The organism is Kitasatospora sp. NPDC056327 (assembly GCF_042261735.1).
Classification (GTDB): domain Bacteria; phylum Actinomycetota; class Actinomycetes; order Streptomycetales; family Streptomycetaceae; genus Kitasatospora.
On sequence record NZ_JBHJRC010000043.1, the window covers coordinates 1 to 21,129 of the forward strand.

General features: G+C 74.7%; 16 protein-coding genes. 7 read left to right on the plus strand and 9 right to left on the minus strand.

The window, feature by feature from the left end; genetic code table 11:
• Positions 1-325 precede the first annotated feature (325 nt).
• On the minus strand, positions 326-1,018 hold the full coding sequence (locus tag ACFCX4_RS09275; RefSeq protein ID WP_376140016.1) for a metal-dependent transcriptional regulator: 693 nt from the start codon (positions 1,016-1,018) through the stop codon (positions 326-328).
• 222 nt (positions 1,019-1,240) lie between these two features.
• Between ACFCX4_RS09275 and ACFCX4_RS09280 the strand changes: the two genes are divergently transcribed.
• Together ACFCX4_RS09280 and ACFCX4_RS09285 are read left to right on the plus strand one after the other, a co-directional pair.
• A complete protein-coding gene (locus ACFCX4_RS09280; protein WP_376140018.1) occupies positions 1,241-2,005 on the plus strand; it encodes an SIS domain-containing protein in 765 nt (254 codons plus the stop codon).
• Positions 2,006-2,449: 444 nt separating this feature from the next.
• Positions 2,450-3,397, plus strand: a complete 948-nt coding sequence (locus tag ACFCX4_RS09285; RefSeq protein WP_376140020.1) for a DUF4231 domain-containing protein — start codon at positions 2,450-2,452, stop codon at positions 3,395-3,397.
• 137 nt (positions 3,398-3,534) lie between these two features.
• Here the strand turns inward: ACFCX4_RS09285 and ACFCX4_RS09290 are convergent, their stop codons facing one another.
• Both ACFCX4_RS09290 and ACFCX4_RS09295 read right to left on the minus strand, forming a co-directional pair.
• Positions 3,535-4,500: a 2-hydroxyacid dehydrogenase gene (locus ACFCX4_RS09290; protein WP_376140022.1), complete on the minus strand. Its 966-nt coding sequence runs from the start codon at positions 4,498-4,500 to the stop codon at positions 3,535-3,537.
• A 194-nt stretch (positions 4,501-4,694) separates the two neighbouring features.
• Positions 4,695-5,072 (minus strand): ATP-binding protein, encoded by a 378-nt coding sequence (locus tag ACFCX4_RS09295; protein WP_376140024.1) that lies wholly within the window; start codon positions 5,070-5,072, stop codon positions 4,695-4,697.
• A 280-nt stretch (positions 5,073-5,352) separates the two neighbouring features.
• On the opposite strand from ACFCX4_RS09295, the gene ACFCX4_RS09300 reads away from it, so the two are divergent.
• Both ACFCX4_RS09300 and ACFCX4_RS09305 read left to right on the plus strand, forming a co-directional pair.
• Complete coding sequence (locus tag ACFCX4_RS09300) at positions 5,353-6,222, plus strand: helix-turn-helix domain-containing protein (protein WP_376140025.1); 870 nt, start codon at positions 5,353-5,355, stop codon at positions 6,220-6,222.
• Positions 6,223-6,224: 2 nt separating this feature from the next.
• Positions 6,225-6,410 (plus strand): DUF397 domain-containing protein, encoded by a 186-nt coding sequence (locus ACFCX4_RS09305; RefSeq protein ID WP_376140027.1) that lies wholly within the window; start codon positions 6,225-6,227, stop codon positions 6,408-6,410.
• 55 nt (positions 6,411-6,465) lie between these two features.
• On the opposite strand, the gene ACFCX4_RS09310 is transcribed toward ACFCX4_RS09305, so the two are convergent.
• From ACFCX4_RS09310 to pdxH, 5 genes are all read right to left on the minus strand, one after another.
• Positions 6,466-8,844 carry an FxsB family cyclophane-forming radical SAM/SPASM peptide maturase gene (locus ACFCX4_RS09310; protein ID WP_376140029.1) on the minus strand — a complete coding sequence of 793 codons (2,379 nt, stop codon included), beginning with the start codon at positions 8,842-8,844 and terminating at the stop codon, positions 6,466-6,468.
• 56 nt (positions 8,845-8,900) lie between these two features.
• A complete protein-coding gene (locus ACFCX4_RS09315; RefSeq protein WP_376140031.1) occupies positions 8,901-9,080 on the minus strand; it encodes a hypothetical protein in 180 nt (59 codons plus the stop codon).
• 59 nt (positions 9,081-9,139) lie between these two features.
• Complete coding sequence (gene fxsT / locus ACFCX4_RS09320) at positions 9,140-13,222, minus strand: FxSxx-COOH system tetratricopeptide repeat protein (protein ID WP_376140033.1); 4,083 nt, start codon at positions 13,220-13,222, stop codon at positions 9,140-9,142.
• Entirely contained in the window at positions 13,219-14,814 is a 1,596-nt protein-coding gene (locus tag ACFCX4_RS09325) for a TIR-like protein FxsC (RefSeq protein ID WP_376140035.1), read from the minus strand. The genes fxsT and ACFCX4_RS09325 overlap by 4 nt, the downstream gene beginning before the upstream one ends.
• Positions 14,815-15,116: 302 nt before the next feature.
• Positions 15,117-15,749 (minus strand): pyridoxamine 5'-phosphate oxidase, encoded by a 633-nt coding sequence (gene pdxH, locus ACFCX4_RS09330; protein ID WP_376140073.1) that lies wholly within the window; start codon positions 15,747-15,749, stop codon positions 15,117-15,119.
• A 416-nt stretch (positions 15,750-16,165) separates the two neighbouring features.
• Between pdxH and ACFCX4_RS09335 the strand changes: the two genes are divergently transcribed.
• The 3 genes from ACFCX4_RS09335 (at position 16,166) to ACFCX4_RS09345 (ending at position 19,393) form a co-directional block, all read left to right on the plus strand.
• Positions 16,166-17,266 (plus strand): citrate synthase 2, encoded by a 1,101-nt coding sequence (locus tag ACFCX4_RS09335; protein ID WP_376140037.1) that lies wholly within the window; start codon positions 16,166-16,168, stop codon positions 17,264-17,266.
• A 169-nt stretch (positions 17,267-17,435) separates the two neighbouring features.
• On the plus strand, positions 17,436-18,554 hold the full coding sequence (gene serC, locus ACFCX4_RS09340; protein ID WP_376140039.1) for a phosphoserine transaminase: 1,119 nt from the start codon (positions 17,436-17,438) through the stop codon (positions 18,552-18,554).
• A 320-nt stretch (positions 18,555-18,874) separates the two neighbouring features.
• On the plus strand, positions 18,875-19,393 hold the full coding sequence (locus ACFCX4_RS09345; RefSeq protein WP_376140041.1) for a GNAT family N-acetyltransferase: 519 nt from the start codon (positions 18,875-18,877) through the stop codon (positions 19,391-19,393).
• 45 nt (positions 19,394-19,438) lie between these two features.
• Here ACFCX4_RS09345 and ACFCX4_RS09350 read toward each other — a convergent pair whose 3' ends face one another.
• Entirely contained in the window at positions 19,439-20,731 is a 1,293-nt protein-coding gene (locus tag ACFCX4_RS09350) for an MFS transporter (protein ID WP_376140075.1), read from the minus strand.
• Between the last annotated feature and the right edge of the window lie 398 nt (positions 20,732-21,129).

Sequence of the window (21,129 nt, forward strand, 5' to 3'; positions counted from 1 at the left end):
CACCGCGGTCGGGCTGCTGACCATCACCGCGGTCCTGCTGACCGCGACGGGAACCTTTGAGCGCACGGTGTGGTGGTGGGCGCTGACCGTACTGACCGCGAGCGGCTGGGTGGCGGTGGCGGCCATGGAGGCGGGGCACGGCCGCAGCGAGGAGGAACCGGACGAGTAGGGGGCGCCCGCGGTGGTCAGCGCCGGGGATGCGCCCGGCCCCGCCGGCGTCGTTCCTGCGGACCCTCGGAACGGGCCCGCGCATTGCCCCCCGCCCAGATCCCACAGAGATCCCGCGGAGGTCCCGCGGGGAGCCCGGCGGGACGGCCCGGCTCCGTCAGGTCTGTGCGACGAAGACGTGCGCCGCGATCTCCTTGCCCAGCTCGGCGGCGTTGTCGCCGTTGCCCACCAGCACCCCGCCGACCCCGGCGGTCACCCGCACCGTGGAGCCCGGCCGGACCCCGGCCCGGCGCAGCGTGCGCATCAGGTCCCCGTCGGTCTGGATCGGCTCGCCGATCCGGCGGACCACGACGTCGGCGCCGTCGTCGCCCGGCAGCACCGTGTCGAGCGGGACGAGCCCGGCGTCGAAGCCCTCGCCCTCGGCCTTGGCGTCGCCCAGCTCGTCCAGCCCCGGGATCGGGTTGCCGTACGGGGACTGGGTCGGGTGGCCGAGCATGGCGAGCACCTTGCGCTCGACCGTCTCGCTCATCACGTGCTCCCAGCGGCAGGCCTCCTCGTGCACCTGCTCCCACTCCAGGCCGATCACGTCGACCAGCAGGCACTCGGCGATGCGGTGCTTGCGCATCACCCGCACCGCGAGCCGGCGCCCCTCCTCGGTGAGCTCCAGGTGGCGGTCGCCCGCGACCCGGAGCAGGCCGTCGCGTTCCATCCGGCCGACCGTCTGGCTGACCGTGGGCCCGCTCTGCTCCAGGCGCTCGGCGATCCGCGCGCGCATCGGGGTGATGCCCTCCTCCTCCAGCTCCAGGATGGTGCGAAGGTACATCTCAGTGGTGTCGATCAGCCCAGACATCGCCGCTGGCTCCGTTCCTCGGTGTCCTCACCGCCAATTCTGACGTACCGCGCCGACAACCGGCTCCGACCCGGGCTGCCGGGAACGGCATTTCACGACTGTTGACAGCGGCCCCGGTGAGGCAGCACGGTGCTCGCCGTAGCTTTCTCCCCCGCGCGGACCGAACCACCACGGCCGCCCCACCCGGCCGGATCCCCCACCGGCAGAGAGCGAAGGCAGCAGATGAGCGAGCTGGTCGACCGGTACTTCGACGCCGCGATCGCCCACCTCCGGCGGGTCCGCACCGAGGAGGCGGAGAACATCGAGGCCGCCGCCGCCCTGCTGGCCGACGCGATCTCCGGAGGACACCGGATCTTCACGTTCGGCGCCGGCCACTCCTCGCTGGCCGCCCAGGACGTGGTCTACCGGGCCGGCGGGCTGGTCCCGATCAACCTGCTGGAGGTCCCGGGCATGGCCGGGGTCACGGTGATGCCGGCGCCGCTGTCGAGCGCGCTGGAGCGGGTCTCCGGCCTGGCCACCGCCACCCTGGACCTGACCCCCGCCACCACCGGTGACCTGCTGTTCCTGATCTCGCTCTCCGGCCGGCAGGTCATGCCGGTCGAGCTGGCCCAGCACGCCCGGGAGCGCGGCCTGAAGGTCGTCGGGCTGACCTCGCTCGCCTACCCCGGCGAGATCGCCTCGGGGCACCCCTCCGGCACCTACCTCAAGGACCACTGCGACGTGGTCCTGGACAACAAGATCGCGATCGGCGACGGCGAGCTGACCCACCCCGGTGCCGAGGCCACCTTCGGCCCGGTCTCCACCATCGTCACCAGCGCGCTGATGCAGGCCGTGGTCGCCTCCGCGGTGGGCCGGCTGGCCGACGCGGCGCTCGACGGCACCGGCGCCACCCCGCCGCTGTTCCGCTCCGGGAACGTGCCCGGCGGGACCGAGTGGAACGCCAAGCAGATGGCCGACAACGCGGAGCGGATCTTCTACAGCCACTGATCCGCCCCGGCGCCGGCCGTCCGGGCCTGCGGCGTTCCTCCGGTCCGGTCCGGACGATCGGCGGACGGCCCGAGGGCCGTCCGTACGGGCGGACGTACGCCGACCATCCCTCCACGGTGGACGCCCGTGCCCGTCCGGGGTCCGGAAGCGGCGGACCGGACCCCGGTCGCATCGTCTCCGCAGCGCCGCGCCCCCGTGTCCTCCGTGCGCCGCCCCGTGCGCCCCGTCCGGGGCGGCGGGGCACGCCCTGCGGGGGTCCCGGCGGGTCGGACGGACCGCCCCGGAGGCCGTCGCACGGCGTCCTCCGCGCGGTGCCGCCGCCCCGGCCCGCCCGCCGGCCTTGATCGATCCGGGTGCCCCGGCCGAGGCGTACCGGCCCGTCCCGCTGGGCAGAACCGCCGCAGCGGCGAACGCCGGGGGGCGGAGCGACAGGTGGGGAACGGAATGACGTCGGGTGCGGGTGGGGCGGAGCGGGCGGTCCGGGAGCGCGAGCTGCTGCCGGACCTCTTCTGGGCGGCCGACTCGGCCTCCCAGCAGGGACAGACCAGGGCGGTGCGGCTCTCCGCCGCCGAACTGCTGCTGCTGGTCGCCGCCGCCACGGCCGGCTCCGCCGACGGCGGGCCCTGGGCCTGGATCGCCGCCGTCGCCTACCTCGGCGCGGTCGCCGTGTCCGCCGTGATCAGCCGGCAGAACCCGCAGGGCCTCTGGTACGAGGGCCGGGCCGCCGCCGAGTCGGTCAAGACCCTGGCCTGGAAGTTCGCCGTCCGGGCCGACGCCTTCCAGCCGCCGCCCCGCCCGCTGCCGGACGCCGAGGCTCTCTACGGCCTGCAGCTCGGCCGGGTGCTGCACGCCTTCCGGGGCAGCCGCGCGGTCGGCCCCGGCCTGGCCGGCCGCCCCGCCGACAGCCAGATAACCGCGGCCATGCGGGGCCTGCGCGAGCAGCCGCTGAGCGTGCGCCGGGACGTCTACCTGCGCGAACGGATCCAGGTGCAGCAGGACTGGTACCGCTCCAAGGCCCGTTCCTGCGCCCGGGCGGGGTTCTGGACCGGGGTGGCCGGGGTGGGGCTGCCGCTGCTCGGCCTGGTGCTCGCGGTGCTGCGGGCGATGGGACAGTTCACCTTCGACGCCCTCGGCACCGTCTCGGCCGTGGCCGCCTCGGTCACCGCCTGGGCGCAGCTGCGCCAGTACCGCCCGCTGGCGGCCGCCTACGGCCTGGCCGCCGACGAGCTCGCGCAGATCCGCGCCCAGCTCGCCCACCTCGACGTCGGCTCGCCCGCCGCCGAGGAGCTCTGGGCCCGCTTCTCCCGCGACGCCGAGGACGCCGTCTCCCGCGAGCACACCACCTGGCAGGCCCGCCGCGAGGTCAACGGCGCGGCCGACCGGGAGGCCTGAGCCGGAGCGACCGTTCCGGGCGCGTACCGCTCAGAAGTACCCGAAGAAGCGGTCCCACCAGCTGAAGCGCTCACGGTGCCGGGCGGCCGGCCGCCCCCCGTCCGCCGGCCCGCGCACCTCCTGCCGCGCGGCCGGGGTCATCGGCGGACCACCGGGGTGATCGGGTCCTTGCCGGCGAGGACGGCGAGGACGTTGTCGACGGCGAGGTCGCCCATCGCCTGCCGGGTGCGGACGGTGGCGCTGCCCAGGTGCGGGGCGAGAACCGCGCGTTCCTGCGCGAGCAGGGCGGGCGGGACGGCGGGCTCGTGCTCGAAGTTGTCGACGGCGGCGGCGAACAGCGCACCGGAGGCCAGGGCGGCGGCGAGCGCCTCCTCGTCGACGACCCCGGCCGTCATCGAGACCACCACCGCGCCGGGCGGCAGCAGCGCGAGCCGGCGGGCGTCCAGCAGGTGCCGGGTCTCCGCGCTCAGCGGGCAGGTGACGACGAGGACGGGCGAGGTGGAGAGCAACTGCTCCAGCGGCAGCCACTCGGCGCCGTCCGCCTGCTCGGGCGCCAGCGGGTTGCGGTTGTGGTAGCGGACCGGCATGTCGAAGCCCCGGGCACGGCGGGCCACCGCCTGCCCGATCCGGCCCATCCCGAGCACGCCCAGCGGGGTGCCGGTGAGCTCGACGCCGAGCAGGAAGTTGGGGGTCCAGGCCCAGGGTTCGCCGGAGCGCAGCAGGCGCTCGCCCTCGCCGAGCCGGCGGGTGGCCGCGAGCAGCAGGGCCCACGCCATGTCGGCGGTGGCGGCGGTGAGCACGCCGGGTGTGTTGGTGACCGGGATGCCGCGCTCGGCGCAGGCGGCCAGGTCGATGTTGTGGTGGCCGACCGCGTGGTTGGCGACGACGGCGAGGTCCGGGCCCGCGGCGTCGAGGAGTTCGGCGTCCACGCGGTCGTCGAGGGTGGTGATCAGGGCGCGGCGGCCGCGGACGGCGGCGAGGAGGTCGGCGCGGTCCATCGGCTGGTCGGAGTCGTGGACGGTGGCCGGGAGGTTGGCGGTGAGCCGTTCGACGACACCGGGGGCGAGGCGGCGGGTGACCAGGACCGGAGGCAGCTCGTTCATGGGCCGAATCTACGCTCCGCCCCCTCGTCCGGGCCGGAGGAGGGGGCGGTGTGCCATCTATGGCACCTGCGTTCGGCAGGCCTTGCGACGGGTTCCGTCCGCCCGGTCGACGCGGTCCCGCAGCGAGCGCGTCAGGACCTCGCCGACCGCCCCGACGAGTGCCGAGGCGAGGACGAGCAGGCAGCCGGCGACGGTCACGCGGCCGAGTCGAGTTCGAACCAGACGAGCTTGCCCCGCTTCTGCGGCTCCGCGCCCCAGCGCTGGGTGAGCCCGGCGACGAGCTGGAGGCCGCGTCCGCACTCGGCGGGCTCCTCACCGGCGGTGGAGCGGCGCGGTCTGGGCAGGGCGCCGCTCTCGTCGCCGACCGAGACCCGGAGGGTGCGGCGGAGGAAGAGGATCTGGACGACGGGGGCGGCGGTGCGACCGTGCCGCCAGGCGTTGACGATCAGCTCGACGAGCGCGAGCTCGGCGTCGAGGATGCGGTCGGACTCCCACCCGGCGCGCGACATCGCGTCGCGCAACGACTGGCGGGCGAGGGTGAGGGAGGGAGAGTTGAGGCTGGGGATACACACGGGGGAACTCCCTGCGGTGTAAGGAGGGGCACACCTTGGGGTCTGTCGCCGTGAACGGGCCCGTAGCGGGACTGGAGGCGCCGCGTACGAGTGCTCTTCGGTGCCCGGGCAGGCGGTACCAACTGCCCTCGGGTTGGACGTTACTGACAGACCGTCTGGCAAGCGGTCATAGCAACTGTAGGCCAGAATCCCTCAACTATGCAACACTCTCTGCATTCACTTCCACACTGTCGGTAGGCTTCGGATCCGACAGCACCTGTTCGAGCAGGAAGGTAAGCACGTGGGGTTCAGGACCGATATCAGCGAACGCCAACGCCGATTCGGCGATGAACTGAGACGAATGCGCAACGCCGCAGGCCTGTCCTCCGCCGAGATCGGCGAAGTACTCGGGATGAAGGGTCCCGCCGTCAGCCACACCGAGGCCGGGCGACTGGGCCTCAACCTTGAGCGGCTCGCCCTCTGGCTCGACGCATGCAACGTCACCGATCCCGAGTACCGCACCGGCCTCGTCGCGTTGTGCAACAGCAACGGCAAAGGATGGTGGAGCGAGTACCGGCCCTTCGTCGTACCCGCCGCACTCGACCTGGCCGAGTTCGAATCGACGGCCACCGGACTCGCCAGCTACCAGACCCACCTCATCCCCGGCCTCCTCCAGACGAGGGGATACACCGAAGTCATCCACGAATACACCGAACGGAAAGTCGAGTTCCGCGGCAAACGCCAACAGGTACTGACCGCCGAGAAGGCCCCGCCCTTCCATGCCGTGATCCATGAAGCTGCCCTCCACATGATGTACGGCGGGCCGGCCGTCATGCGGGAGCAACTGAATCATCTGATCGAGATGTCACGCCTTCCTCATGTGACGATCCAGATCCTCCCGTTCGACTGCACGGTCTACGCATCGACCGACACCGCGTTCGTGCTGCTGCACGGTCCCCATTCACGGCTGGACACCGTTCTGCTGGAGAACCCGCACGGCCAGACCTTCTTGGGAGATCCTGAAGGAGTGGCGGCGTTCCGGCGGAAGTTCGACCGGCTCAAGGGCATGGCGCTCCCGCCCCTGGACTCCACCACGTCCGGGCCTTCGGCAGCCTTTCGTGACTCGTGGGGCATGATCCAGCACGTCCGTTACAAACTCCTGGAGAGGTAGCCATGGAGAAGCTCAACTGGCAGAAGTCGAGTTTCAGTGGGGAGGACGCCGACTGCATCGAGATAGCCTCCGGCAGCAGCGACATCCACATCCGCGAGTCCGACGACCCCGCCACCGTCATCACCGCCACCAAGGCCCAACTCGCCGCCTGGATCGAAGACATCAAGGCCGACAACCGCATCCACTGACTTCCGGGGCCGCTCCCGCGCGGCGCGGGAGCGGCCCCGGAAGAGCGGGCCCGGCTCACCCCGTGGGGGCCCGCAGCCAGGGGTCGACGGAAGCCCTCGCACCCGCCGCGAAGCGGTGGCCGAGGGGGGTGAGTGCTCCGCTCGCCGCCAGGAGGTCCACGGCCTCGTCGGTCAGGCCGCGCCAGTGCAGGAAGCGGGACCGGGCCTCGGCGGCGGACGGTCCCTCCGTGCCGCGGTGCGCCCGGACCCGGGTGCCCCAGAAGGCCGTGACCGCCAGGTGGGCGTAGACGGCCTGGAACAGCGAGCCGACCGGCCTCGGGGTCAGCCCGAAGGCCTTGAACACCCGGGTGTCGCCCCGGTCGTAGAGTTCCGCGCGGTCCAGCACCGCGCCCAGCTTCACGTGCTGGAACTCGTGCGCCAGCAGCAGCGCGAGCACCGGCGGGCCGGCCGGGCGGGCGATGCCGACCGCGCCGAAGGCCTGCCGGGCCGCCGAACTCACGTCGTGCCCGGCCGGGTCCGGCCGCAGCGGGGTGACGGTGGTCAGGCCGGCCCACAGGCCCTCCGCGTACCCGGGCAGGTCCCGGTCCAGCAGGTCGGCGGCCGTCCGCAGGTCCCCGGCCCACGCCTCGTGTTCCGCCTCGTCCAACCGGTCCGCGACCGGCCAGCGGTGGGCGGCGCGGCCCGGGTCGACGTCCTCCAGCGCGAGCACCCGCCCGGCCCCCAGCCCGACCCGCCGGACCGGCTGCCAGCGCGGGTCGTCCGGACCGGTGACGACGCCGTCGTCCGTGCGGGCGCGCCACCCCGTGGGCCCGCCGGTCACCCGGGCCTCGCGCACGCCCCGGCCCAGCACCAGGCGGCCGAGCGTCGGCAGGTGCAGGATCCCCTCCCGGACCGGCACCGTCACGGTGTCCCCGCGCCCGGCCTCGGCTGCGGCCGCGGCGGCCAGCTCCGCCAGCGGGCCGAGGCCGGCGTCCGGGTCGCCGCCGAGCCGCCGGGCCGCCCACGCCCGGACGTACGGGTGGGCGAACACCGCGTCCACGGCCGCCGGTTCGGTGGCGTCCAGCTCGGCGAGCAGCTCCCAGGCGGCCGAGCGGGCCAGGCCCGAGGAGCCGTGCACGGCGGCCAGCATCGCCCGGGTGAGGGAGAGTTGGGAGGCGGCCAGGGCGCGGACCGTCCCCGCGCCGCCCAGCCCGAGGGCCAGCTCGTCCAGTTGCGCCTCCGAGAGCCCCGGCCCGGCGAGGTCCGCCGCCGGTGCGGCAGGCACCGGGACCCCGCCCGGCCCGGCCGCCCCGGCCGCCCCGGCCGCCCCGGCCGCACGGTCCGCCCGCGCGGCCAGCCCGTCGACCAGCTCCCGCAGGTCCGCGCAGTACACCGAGGGGTGGTCGAAGGAGCCCTCCCGGTAGCGGTGCGCGTACAGGCCCCCGCCGCAGGAGCGCACCACCGGGCAGGCCCGGCAGGTCGGGCTCAGCCCGGCCAGACCGGACTGCCGGGCGGCCATCCCCGGGTGCCGGGCGACCTCGTCGAGGCTGTGCCGGAAGACGTCCATCCCGGTGGCGGGCGCGCCGTCGTAGGCGGTCTTCAGGCTGTCCGCCTGCTCGTACGTGCCGTCCGTCTCCAGCACCACCAGGTCGACCGGCTCCAGCCCGAGCGCCTCGGTGAGCCCGGACAGCCCGGACAGGGTGCGGTGCACCGAGTCGAAGGTGCGGACGGCGAACGGACGCCCGTCCGCCTCCCACAGCGCGTGCACGGCCAGCAGCCAGGCCGCGTACGGCGCGGGGCCCAGCCCGGCGGGCCGGTCCGGCGGCTGCTCCCAGGTGGCGTGCGGGAGCAGGAAGTCGACGGCGGGCGGCTCCAGTGCGGCGAGTGCCCGGTAGACGGCGGCCGGGTCGTTGGCGGCGTCGACGGTGCAGAGCAGTCCCGCGTACAGGTGCCGGAAGCGCGGCTCGCGCAGCAGTGCGACGGCGCGCAGCACCTGCGGGTGGCTGGAGCGGCCGTCGGCGAACCGGCGGTGCCGGTCGTTGGCGGCCCGGTCCCCGTCGAGCGAGATGCCGACCCGGATGCCGAGCGCGTCGAACAGCTCGCAGAGGGCCGGGGTGAGCCGGACCCCGTTGGTGTGCACCCGCAGGTCGAGTTCGCACACCTCGGGCAGCGCGGCCCGCAGCAGTTCCGCCGTCCGCCGGAACACCTCCGGTCCGGCCAGCAGCGGCTCGCCCCCGTGCAGGACGACCCGGACGCCGGTCAGCCCGTGCGCGGCGGCGTGCTCCCCGATCCGTCCGGCGGCGGCCGCCAGCACGTCCTCACCGACGACCCGGGGGCGCGAGCGCCAGCCGGTGTCGGCGTGCTCGTAGACGTAGCAGTGGTCGCAGGCGAGGTCGCACCGGCTGTGGACCTTCAGGACGAACTGCGTGCACGGCGGCGGGGGCGGAGACGTCATGACCGCACGTTTCCAACCCCTGCCGCCGATTAATCACGGCGCCGGGCAATCCGGGGTCAGATCGAGGAGTTGAACGGCGAGACGGCCCGGGCCCCCGCGCCGGGCAGCGCGAGTTCGAGCCTGCGCGTCAGCTCGCCCGCGTCCAGCCTCACCAGGTCGGCCAGGGCCGGGCGGTCCCCGGTGCCGGGCCGCGCGGGCCGTTCGGTCACGGTGTGCGGTGCCACGGTCTTTTCCATGTCCAACTCCCGATCGTCAGGTTTCCGGTCCGTGCTGCAGATCCGCCTGCCGGCGCCGGTCACGTCGGCGGCAGCTCGATCGACGTGTCCAGCCACTCCCCCACCCGGGCCGACTCGGTGAGCGGGTGGCCCTCCCCCAGGTAGGACACCGCACGGGCGCGGGCCAGCGTCTGCCCGCCCAGGTCCGCCGCCCGCTCGGCGCGGCCGACGGCGGCGAGCGCCAGGGAGAGGTTCACCGCGGCCGTCAGGGTGTCCGGGTGGTCGGGGCCGATGCGTCCGGTCAGCGCCTCCGTGGCCGCCTCGGCCAGGGTCACCGCCTCGCCGTGCCCGCCCGCCCGGGCCACGTCGACCGCCCGGTTCAGCCGGGAGACCGCGATCCACGGGTGGCGCTCGTCGAGGCCCCTGAGCAGGCCCTTCAGCACCTCCCCGGAGATCGCCCGGGCCTCCTCCGCCCGGCCGGCCCGGCGCAGCGCCACCCCGAGGTTGCCGGCCGCGACGAACACCACGGGGTGGCCCGCGGCGAGGTGGTCGCGGTGGTAGCGGTACGACTCCTCGGCGTACTCGGCGGCCTGTTCGCCGTCCCCGAGCGCCCCGAGCACCGCCGCGAGGGTGCTGGCCGCGCCGGCGGTGTTGGGGTGGTTGGGCCCGTGGCTCGCGTACAGCCGCCGGTGGACGTCCTCCACCTCGACCAGCGCCTCCGGCAGCCGGCCCAGCCGGCGCAGGGTGGCGCTGCGGAAGCGGCGGGCGCGCAGGGTCTCGTCGTGCTCCTCGCCGAGCACGTCACGGCCCCGGCTGACGGTCTTGTCCAGCCGGTCCAGCGCCTCGACCGGGCGGCCCACCTCGCGCAGCGTGTGGCCCAGCACGAGCCCGTTGAGGATGGTGTACGGGTCGCGCTTGCCGAAGGCCTCCAGCCGGCGGGCGTAGACCAGCGCCTGCCGCGCCGCCGCCTCGACGAAGTCCCCGGCCAGCATGATCGACAGGGCCAGGTTGCTCTCGGCCATCAGACCGCGCGAGCTGCCCGCGCCGAACTCCCGGTGGGCGACGCCGAGCGTCACCTCGTCCAGCTCGCGGGCCTCCTGGTAGCGGCCGAGGTGGCGCAGGTCCCCGCCGAGGCCCATCGCCGCGAGGACGGTGTCCCGGTGGTCCCGGCCCACCAGGGCGGTCAGCCGCTCGAACGCCTTGCGGTCGGTCTCGTACGCCTCCCGGACCAGCCCCTGGGAGCGCTGGATGTTCCCGAGCTGGACCCGCAGCAGGTGCTCCTTCACCTCGGCCTCGGCGCTCTGCGGGCCGGCCTCGCGCCAGCGCGCGAGGACCAGCTCGGCCAGGTCGCGCCCGGTGCTGTTCAGACCGCGCTGCCACAGGTAGCGGACCGAGTTGACGATCCACTGGCGGACCACGGGGTCGGTGGAGTCCGCCGCACCGGACGGCCGCAGGTGCGGCAGCAGTTCGGCATACCGCAGCCAGTTCACCGGCTGGTCGGGGTCGGCGGGGGCGACGTGGGCGAGGGCCCGGTGGGCCGCGCCGCGCACCCGCTCGCGGTCGGCGTCGGCGACCTGCTCGCGCAGCAGCGCCTGGACGATCCGGTGCACCACCAGGGTCCCGGCCGCCTGGTCGTAGCGGGCCAGGTTGAACTGGTTGGCGGTCCGCAGGATGTCGCCGATCGCGAAGCGGTAGTCGGCCCCGGCCGGGTCGAGGCCGATCGCCTCGGCCACCGGGGGGCTGTACAGCAGGTCGATCGGGATGGCCTCCGGGCCGAGGAAGCCGCAGATCTCCAGCAGCCGGGCGGCCGGGGCGTTGATCCGCCGCAGGTCGGTACCGACGATCCGCCAGGTCGCCTCGGTCGCCGCGGCGTTGGTCCCCTCCTCGGAGGCCCGCCCGCCGCCGCCCGCGTTCGGGCGGCGCCGCGAGGTGCGGTCGAGGATGTCGGTGAGCGCCTCGTCGAGCAGGTCCGCGTAGGTGCCCGCCGGCATCGGGGTCTCCTGCAGCCAGGCGGCGGCCTGGCCGACGGCGAGCGGCAGGTCGCCGAGCAGTTCGGCGATCCGCTCGGCGTCGGCCTGCTCGACCCCGGTGTTGAAGTGCCGGACGAGTTCCACGCTCTCCTCCCGGTCGAACACCTCGACCGGCAGGTGGCCGGGCCGGCGCGCCCAGCGCAGGTCGCGCGAGGTGACCAGGACGTGGCCCTCGCGCCCGGAGGCGGGCAGCCAGGGGTCCAGCTGCTCCGGGTCCTCGGCGTTGTCGAACAGCAGCAGCCAGCGGCGGTGCGGGCGCCCGCTGCCGAGCGCCTCCAGCACCGCGCGCGCGGTGCGGGTGACGTCGCCGTCGACCGTCACCCCGAGGTGGGGGGCGAGTTCGGCGAGCTTCTGCGGGACCACCGCGAGCTGCTGGGCGGGCACCCACCAGATGACGTCGTAGGCGGCCGCGAAGCGGTGCGCGTACTCGATCGCGGCCTGCGACTTGCCGACGCCGCCGATGCCGTAGAGCGACTGGACGGGAACCGTCTCCTTGCCGCCGGTGAAGCCGTCCCGGATGTCCTCCAGCAAGCGCATCCGGCCGGTGAAGGTGGACATCCGCGGCGGCAGCTCCCGGACGGCGGGGCGGCTCTCCGGGAAGCGCGGCGGGCGCGGCATGACGATCTCGCCGGATTCCATCCAGCGCCCGGCGCCCGGTGGCGGGCCGATCAGCTCGAACAGCTTCGCCTCGGCCTGCTCGGCCGAGCGGGTCGGCAGCTCCAGCGCCCGGAACCCGGCGAACTGCGGCGCCTCCGGGACCTCCGCCGGGCCGACCCGCACCGCGAGCAGCGCCCCGGAGTCGCCGACCGGTCCCTGGGTGGTGAGCCTGCGCCAGATCTCCCGGGCCCGCGGCAGCGCCCCGTAGGCGGGGGTGATCAGGGCGAGCAGCCGGCCGTCGCCGTCCAGCGGCCCGGTGGCCTCGGGCAGCGCGGCGGCGTGCGGCGGGCCCGGTTCGAGCGGGACGCCCGCGCTGTGCAGGGAGGCCAGGTAGCCGAAGCGGCGCAGGGTCTCGGCGATCCACTCGGCCCAGACCCGGTCCTTCGGGGCGTAGCTGACGTACACCTGGCGGGAGCGGATCCGGCCGGTGCGCAGGTAGGCCGCGTAGAGCCGGCGGCGGGCCAGGTCGGGGAGGGGCTGCAGCGCGGTGACCCGGCCGCCGGTGAGCCAGGACGCCAGCCGTTCGAAGGCGGCGAGCAGGCTGCGGCCCTGCTGCGGCCGGTCGACGATGGTCGCCGGCACCTCCTCGTAGGCGTAGAACGGCTTGTACGGCACCTCGACGTCGCGCCAGTACTCCTGCCGGCGCTCGGGGCTGAGCCAGCGGTCCAGGTACGGCTCGAAGGCGTCGTGGGCGAGGTCGCGGCCGGCCGCGAGTCCGGCGCGCTCGGCGTCCTCGACCCGCATCGGGACGGGCAGCACCCGGATGTCGCGCTCGTCGGCGTCGATGATGGCGCGGGCCGCGTCGACGCCGCCGCGGATGCTCTGGGCGCCGAGGGTGAAGCAGTCCACGACGGTGTCGGGCATCAGCACGGTGCAGATGCCCGAGGTGTCGCTGACCCCGGTGCGGCTGTCGATCAGCACGTAGTCGTAGCTGCTGGTCCACTGCTCGCGCAGCGCGTACAGGAACTCGGCGCCGCGGATGTCGGGGCGGGTGTAGAAGCTGCGCCAGTTGAAGCTGGTGACGGCGGCCGAGTAGGAGGCGTTCTGCCGGCCGGCCGGCATCAGGTCGAGCCGGCCGCCGTCGGGGAGGTCGAGGGCCAGGCCGCACAGGTAGCGGTCCAGCCGGCCCTGGGTGGCCAGCCAGTCCCGGGGGGCCGGGCCCGGACCGGGGCGGTCGGGGGCCGGCAGCGCCTCGTCGACGTAGGCGCGGAGCATGTCGATCAGCCCGTCGGTGGCGTGCAGCTCCGGGTCGACCAGCAGCGGGTGGTAGTAGCGGTGCAGGCCCGGGGCCTCCAGGTCCCAGTCCACCACCAGGACGCGCAGGCCCTGGCTGGCCAGGATCCAGCCCAGGTTGGCCAGCGCCATGGTGCGGCCGGTGCCGCCCTTGAACGAGTAGAAGGTGACGACCGTGCCCGTGGACGGGGTCGCCAGGGCTGCGGACCCGTGGTCCGCGAGGGCTGCGTGCTCGGGGCTCATCGGTCCGCTTCTCCTTCACTGATCGCCCGGGTGGTCAGGGGCACGGTCTCCTCGCGCCGGCCGCCCCGCGGTCCCGGGGTGCCCCCGGGGCCGGGGGTGCGCCCGGGGCGCGGCGCGGTCGGTTCCGGGGGGTCGGGCGGCTCCGGGGGGCGGCCGCCGTCCGCCGGGCCCGCCGGGTCCGGGGTTCCGGGCCCCGGCGGAGGGGGTGGTCCGAACGGCCCGAACGGCCCGGGCGGGGCCGGCGGCCCGGGCAGTGCGGGCGGCCAGGAGGGGATGGTGAGCCCGGGCATCGGCCCGGGGCCGGGGCCGAGCCCGAACTGGGCGCGGGCCGCCATCGGGTCGTCGCCGTCGTCCTGGTCCAGCAGCCGGTTCTGGGCGACGGTCACGCTCGACAGGAGCTCGCGCTCGAATCGTTCCCGCTGGACGTGGACGCGAAAGAGCGGCTCGGGTCCGGACCGTTGCATCCAGGTGCGCGGGAACACCGCGCGCACCCCCTCCCAGAGCCGGGCGCGCGCCGGACCCTCCTTCGGGTCCCGGGCGCTGTCCGGCAGCAGGACGGCGGTGGCCGGGTGGTTCTGCCGGTCGAAGTCGCGCAGCGCCTGCTGGTACGGCTCCGAACCGGCCGCCCAGGGGTCCACCAGCAGGACGCTGACCTCGTTGTTCTCCCGGGCCCGGTCGAGCGCGTCGGCGAGGCCCGGGCCGACCGTCTCCAGGCTGGTGCTGTGTCCGACCTTGGTGATCGCCTGCTGGGCCTGGACGGCCAGCGAGGTCAGCAGCGGCGGGTCGTAGGGCGCCCAGTCCCTGGGGTGGGCCCCGTACCGGCCGCCGCCATGGTGCGGCTCGCCGTGGCCGTCCGTGCCGTTGGCGCCGTCCATGCCCCCGGCCGCCCCCATGCCGGAGCGCTGCGCCGGCACCCGGTCGCCGTTCGCGGCGGGCCGCTCGGCGGCCGAGCGGGCGGCGATGAAGAGCCGGACCAGCGTGGTCCACTCGGGGCGGACGTACTCCCGGACCGGGAAGACGCCCTCCACCTGGCCGAGGTCGAGGTCGCGCAGTTCGGTGACCCGCCAGCCGGCGGCCTCCCGCACCCGCTCGGCGACCACCCGCACCACCGTCCGGTAGGCCGTGCCGTGCGGGTCGGTGCGCAGCAGGTGGCGCAGTCCGCCGGCGGCGTACTCCGGGCCGAACTCGTACTGCACGTACTGGATCCGCCGCACCTCGACGGGCAGTTCCTCGGGCGGCGGCTCCCAGAGCACGGGGATGAGCGCGGGGACGCTCTCGCCGGTCTGCTCCTCGTGGCGCCGCGTCCGGTGGTCGAAGGCGGTCCACTCCTTGCCGCAGTAGGGGCTGGCGAAGTAGGCGGGCGAGTAGAGGGCGACCATGGTGCGGCTGGCGCCGACCATCCGGGAGAGCTGGCGTTCCCAGTCGTCGCCTACGCGCAGCCGTTCGGTGTCCCGGTAGGCCAGCTCGCCCGGGCCGGCCTCGGGCTCGATCCGGGCCAGTTCGTCCCGGAGATCGGTGAAGAACTGGTCGACGAAGGCATCGCCGGCCAGGTGGTCCCGCCGTGCGTAGCTGAAGAAGAAGTACGGCCGCACCCAAACCCCCCACCGATCCGGTGAACGACCCCACCATACTGGCGGGCTGACACCAGGTCAGCCGCTGAATGATCGCAGTTGTCGCGGTGTCGTCACAAGTACGGCCCGGCGCGGCGACGCCCCTGGTCGGGGGCGTGCGGGGCGGGAGCGCGGACCGGCCCCGCACGGCCCGGCGATCCGGCCCCGCGCCCCGGCGGGCGGCGCTCCGGGCGGCCGGGCGGCGGCACGCGGGCCCCGGGGGCAGAGCCGGCCCGGGCGGGGGGCAGAGCCGCCGGGGGCCGGGGGGCAGAGCCGCCCGGCGCTCACGGGCAGAGCCGCTCCACCCGCCAGCCCGTCGGGGCGGCCGGGTCGGCGACGTACCGCAGCCGGTCGTGCAGGCGGTTCTCCCGGCCCTGCCAGAACTCCACGCTCTCCGGGACCACCCGGTACCCGCCCCAGAACGGCGGCACCGGCACCCCCTCGCCCTCCGGGTAGCGGCGCTCCAGCTCCGCGTAGCGCTGCTCCAGCACCTCGCGCGAGGCGACCGGGCTGGACTGCTCGCTGGCCCACGCGCCGAGCTGCGAGCCGTGCGGGCGGGTGCGGAAGTAGGCGGCGGTCTCGTCCCGGCCGACCTTCTCCACCCGGCCCTGGACGATCACCTGGCGGGCCAGCGGGATCCACGGGAAGAGCAGTGCGGCGTGGGGGTTGGCGGCGAGCTCGGTGCCCTTGCGGGAGCCGTAGTTGGTGAAGAAGACGAAGCCGCGCAGGTCGAACGCCTTGAGCAGCACCGTGCGCGAGCCGGGCCGCCCCCGGCCGTCGGCGGTGGAGAGCACCATCGCGTTGGGCTCCACCACGCCGGCCTCGTCCGCCTCGTGGAACCACCGGGTGAACTGGCCGACCGGGTCGGCGGCGAGCTGCTCCTCGACCAGTCCCTCGTGCGCGTAGTGCTTGCGCATCACGGTGAGGTCCGGTCCGGGGCGGGCCTCGTCGGCCAGGATCCGGGTGGCGGGGGTCAGGGGCGTCGACTGGGCGCGGTCCGGGGTCTGCACGGCAACATCATCCCGTACGACAAGCAACCAGCACCGCTACCTCCGGACAAACCCCGGTGGGAGATAAGGTGTCCCGCCACCGCGCGGCCGTCCGGCGTACGGTGATTCGTCCCGGACCGCACCCTTGGTTCCGGGGGATCCGCCGGGCACACCGGAGCCCCGGGTGAAAAGTCAAGCGCGCCCCCGGAAAACATCACCACGGTGGTGTATGGCGCAATGCACCCCGTGCCTGTCACCCTGGCACCGAGTGCCAACCACCATTCGGTCACAGGCGTGCCTCCCCACCACGGCGGCCGCCGATCGCAGAACTGAAGGAGCCGTGCATGTCCGACTTCGTACCCGGGCTCGAAGGTGTCGTCGCGTTCGAGAGCGAGATCGCCGAACCGGACCGTGAAGGCGGCGCCCTGCGGTACCGAGGCGTCGACATCGACGACCTGGTCGGTTCGGTCTCCTTCGGTCACGTCTGGGGCCTGCTGGTCGACGGCCGTTTCAACCCCGGCCTGCCGGCCGCCGAGCCCTTCCCGATCCCGGTCCACTCCGGCGACATCCGGGTCGACGTGCAGTCCGCGCTCGCCATGCTCGCCCCGGTCTGGGGCCTGAAGCCGCTGCTGGACATCGACGCCGAGCAGGCCCGCGACGACCTCGCGCGCGCCGCCGTGATGGCGCTCTCCTACGTCGCCCAGTCCGCCCGCGGCCAGGGCCTGCCGATGGTCCCGCAGAGCGAGATCGACAAGGCCGGGAGCGTCGTCGAGCGGTTCATGATCCGCTGGCGCGGCGAGCCCGACCCCAAGCACGTCAAGGCCATCGACGCCTACTGGACCTCCGCCGCCGAGCACGGCATGAACGCCTCCACCTTCACCGCCCGGGTCATCGCGTCCACCGGCGCCGACGTCGCGGCCGCCCTCTCCGGCGCGGTCGGCGCGATGTCCGGCCCGCTGCACGGCGGTGCGCCGTCCCGCGTGCTCGGCATGATCGAGGAGATCGAGCGCACCGGCGACGCCACCACCTGGGTCAAGAACGCGCTGGACAAGGGCGAGCGCCTGATGGGCTTCGGCCACCGCGTCTACCGCGCCGAGGACCCGCGCGCCCGGGTGCTGCGCCGCACCGCCAAGGAGCTCGGCGCGCCGCGCTACGAGGTCGCCGAGGCGCTGGAGAAGGCCGCGCTGGAGGAACTGCACAACCGCCGCCCCGACCGCGTGCTGGCCACCAACGTCGAGTTCTGGGCCGCCATCATGCTGGACTTCGCCGAGGTCCCGGCGCACATGTTCACCTCGATGTTCACCTGCGCCCGGACGGCCGGCTGGTCCGCGCACATCCTGGAGCAGAAGCGCACGGGCCGGCTCGTGCGCCCCGCCGCGCGCTACATCGGCCCCGGCCCGCGCAGCCCGCGGGAGATCGAGGGCTACGACGCCATCGCGCACTGACGCGCGGCCCCGCCGGGGAGGTCGCCGCAGGTCACCGCGAGGCTGCGGGCACAGCGGGTCCGGGATGTGAACCGGACCCGCTGTTTCCGCAGCTCGCGGGTGGGACGGCGGCATCTCAGCGGGCGGACTGCCGTCGATTTCCGGCCGCCCCGGCGGGTAGGCTGCCGCCGTGGCTCAGATCCAGATCCCCGCTGACATCAAGCCCGCCGACGGCCGGTTCGGCTGCGGCCCGTCCAAGGTGCGCCCCGAGGCCCTGAGTGCCCTCGCCGCGACCGAGACCTCCCTGCTCGGCACCTCGCACCGCCAGGCCCCGGTGAAGAACCTGGTCAAGCGCGTGCGCGAGGGCGTGAGCAGCCTGTTCTCCCTCCCCGAGGGGTACCAGGTGGTGCTCGGCAACGGCGGGTCCACCGCCTTCTGGGACATCGCGGCCTTCGGCCTGGTACGGGAGAAGTCCCAGCACCTCGACTTCGGCGAGTTCTCCTCCAAGTTCGCCTCCTCCGTCAAGGCCGCGCCCTGGCTGTCCGAGCCGAGCGTGATCAAGACCGCCCCGGGCACCCACCCGCTGCCGGTCGCCGAGGCCGGGGTGGACGTCTACGGACTCACCCACAACGAGACCTCGACCGGCGTCGCGATGCCGATCGCCCGCCCGGCCGGCGGCGACGAGGGCTCGCTGGTCCTGGTGGACGCCACCTCGGGCGCCGGCGGCCTGCCGGTGGACATCACCGAGACCGACGTCTACTACTTCGCCCCGCAGAAGTCCTTCGCCTCCGAGGGCGGCCTGTGGCTGGCGTCCTTCTCCCCGGCCGCCCTGGAGCGCGCCGCGGAGATCGCCGCCTCCGGCCGGTACATCCCGCCGTTCTTCGACCTGCCGACGGCCATCGACAACTCGTCGAAGGACCAGACGTACAACACCCCGTCGATCGCCACCCTGTTCCTGCTGGCCGACCAGCTGGAGTGGCTGAACGGCAACGGCGGGCTCGACTGGGCGGTCGCCCGTACGGCCGACTCGTCGTCCCGGCTCTACGGCTGGGCCGAGAAGTCCTCGTTCGCCAGCCCGTTCGTGGCGAACCCGGCCGAGCGCTCCCAGGTCGTCGGCACGATCGACTTCGACGACGCGGTGGACGCCGCCGCCGTCGCCAAGGTGCTGCGCGCCAACGGCATCGTCGACACCGAGCCGTACCGCAAGCTGGGCCGCAACCAGCTGCGCATCGCGATGTTCCCGGCGGTCGAGCCGGCCGACGTCGAGGCGCTGACGGTCTGCGTCGACTATGTGGTCGAGCGGCTCTGACCGCACCCCGGACGCACCCGCGTACGGAAGGGCCACCGCCTGCGGGCGGTGGCCCTTCCGTCGTTCTCCGGGGCCGCCGGCGCTACCGGCCGGCCAGCGAGCCGACCAGCACGACGACCAGCAGCAGGACCAGGGCGCCGGTCACGATACGCATTCGAGTCTTGGGATCCACGGTCAACGAGCGTACCCCCGGCCGGTCCGCCCCCGGACGCCGAGGCCACCGGACCGGCGCCCGGCACCGCCGCCGACGGCCTCACCGGGCCGTCCTCCCGGCGACGGCGTCTTCCCGGGCGCGACGGTTTGGGCTAGAACGGTCTTCCATGGAGATCCGCGACGGGGGCCCCGAAGACATCCCCGACATCCTGTCCCTGCTCGACGGCGCCGTGGCCTGGCTGGCGGCCCGGGGCCGCACCCGCCAGTGGGGCGAGCACTCGTTCAGCGGCAGCCCGGCCCGGGTCGAGCACATCGGCAGGTACGGGCGGGAGCCGTTCCTGATCCGGCTCGCGGTCGACGACGGGGGCCGCACGGTCGGCTCCTGCGTGCTGTCCGAGCAGCGCCCCGAGTACGCCGCCCCGGCCGGCGAGCCCGAGCTGTACATCCGCAACCTGGTCACCGACCGGGCGCGCAAGGGCTCGGGGATCGGCGCCGCGCTGATCGCCGACGCCCTGGACGAGGCCCGCCGGCGCGGCATCGGGCTGCTGCGGGTGGACTGCTTCGCCGGCGACGACCGCGCTCTGGTGGGCCAGTACCGGGCGCTCGGCTTCACCGAGACCGAGTCCTTCGAGGTCGACCAGCCGGCCGGCCCCTGGCCCGGGCAGATCCTGGCGATCCGGCTCTGAGCGGCGGCGCCCGGCCCGTCGAGGGGACGGGCCGGGCGCACGGCGTCAGCAGGCCGTGGCCAGCTCCGGCTTGACGCCCGGCACCGCCGCGCGCGGCACCAGGGCCACCACCCGGCCGCCGCGCCCGGGGTGCAGGTCCAGCCGCAGCCGCAGCTCGGCGCTGCGGGCCAGCACCAGGCCGACCACCGCGGCCGCCAGCGCGGAGACCAGGCCGCAGGCCAGCAGGCCCAGCCGGGGCCCGTAGGAGGCGGTGACCCAGCCCACGACCGGCGCGCCGATCGGCGTCCCGCCGGTGAACACCAGCATCAGCAGACCCATCACCCGGCCGCGCATCGCGGGGTCGGTGGCCAGCTGGAGCGTCGCGTTGACCGAGGTGTTGAAGCTCAGTCCGAACACCCCGATGAGGGTGAGCAGCGCCGCGAAGGTCCAGTAGCCGGGCGCGAACGCCGCCACCACCTCCAGCACGCCGAACCCGAGGGCCGCCGCGACGAGCCGCCGCAGCCGGGGCGCGCCGCGGCGGGCCGCGATCAGGGCGCCGGTCAGCGAGCCGACGGCCATCGCGGTGTTCAGCAGGCCGTACTGCCCGGCCCCGACGTGGAAGGTGTCGGAGGCGAACCCCGAGAGCAGGGTCGGGAAGTTGAAGCCGAAGGTGCCGATGAACCCGGCCAGCACCATCGGCCAGAGCAGCTCGGGCCGCTCCCTGACGTACCGCAGCCCCTCGCGCAGCTGCCCCTTCTCACGGGCGATCGGCGCGGTCGGGCGCAGTTCGGACGAGCGCATCGCGAGCAGTCCGCCGATCACGGCGGCGAACGACAGCGCGTTCACCGCGAACGCCCAGCCGCTGCCGACCGCGGCGATCAGCAGGCCGGCGACGGCGGGGCCGACCAGTCGGGCGGTCTGGAAGTTGGCGGCGTTCAGGCTGACCGCGTTGGCGAGGTGCTCCGGACCGACCATCTCGGAGACGAAGGCCTGCCGGGTCGGGTTGTCGACCACCGTGACCAGACCGAGCAGCAGGGCGAACACGTACACGTAGTACGGGGTCACCACGCCACCGACGGTGAGCACGGCCAGGCCGGCGGCCAGCAGGCCCATCGCGCCCTGGGTCATGATCAGCAGCCGGCGCTTGGGCATCCGGTCGGCGAGCACTCCGCCGAACAGGCCGAACAGCAGCATCGGCAGGAACTGCATGGCGGTGGTGATGCCGACCGCGAGGGGGCTGCCGGTGAGGCTCAGGACCAGCCAGTCCTGGGCGATGCGCTGCATCCAGGTACCGGTGTTGGACACCACCTGGCCGGCGAAGTAGTAGCGGTAGTTGCGAACGCGCAGTGAGGAGAACATCCCCCCGGGCCGGGTGAACGCGGCGCCGGTCGGGCCGGTCGCCTCCGTCCGGCCGGTGCGGCCGGCGGGGCCGACCGGGGATGCGGCCGCGCGGGTGCGGCCGGGAGCGGCGGGGTCGTCCGCCGCGGTGCGTTCGTCGGGGTCGTCGTCGCCGTTGCCGGGCAGCCCCGTGGGGGCGGGTGCCTCGGCCTCGGCTGCCGCGGCGCTCGCCGCGGCGGGGTCGGTGGTCTGCTCGTCGGTCCGGGTACGGGTGGCGGCGGCGCTGGCTGCGGCCGGCGGTGTCACGGTGGTCTCCCCTCGCGGCGGGGGGGGCCGCCCCCCCGGGCGGCGCGGCGCTGGCGAGCGGTCGCGGCCCGGCGCGCGGCCAGTTCGGCCCGGGCCCGGGTCTGCATCACCCG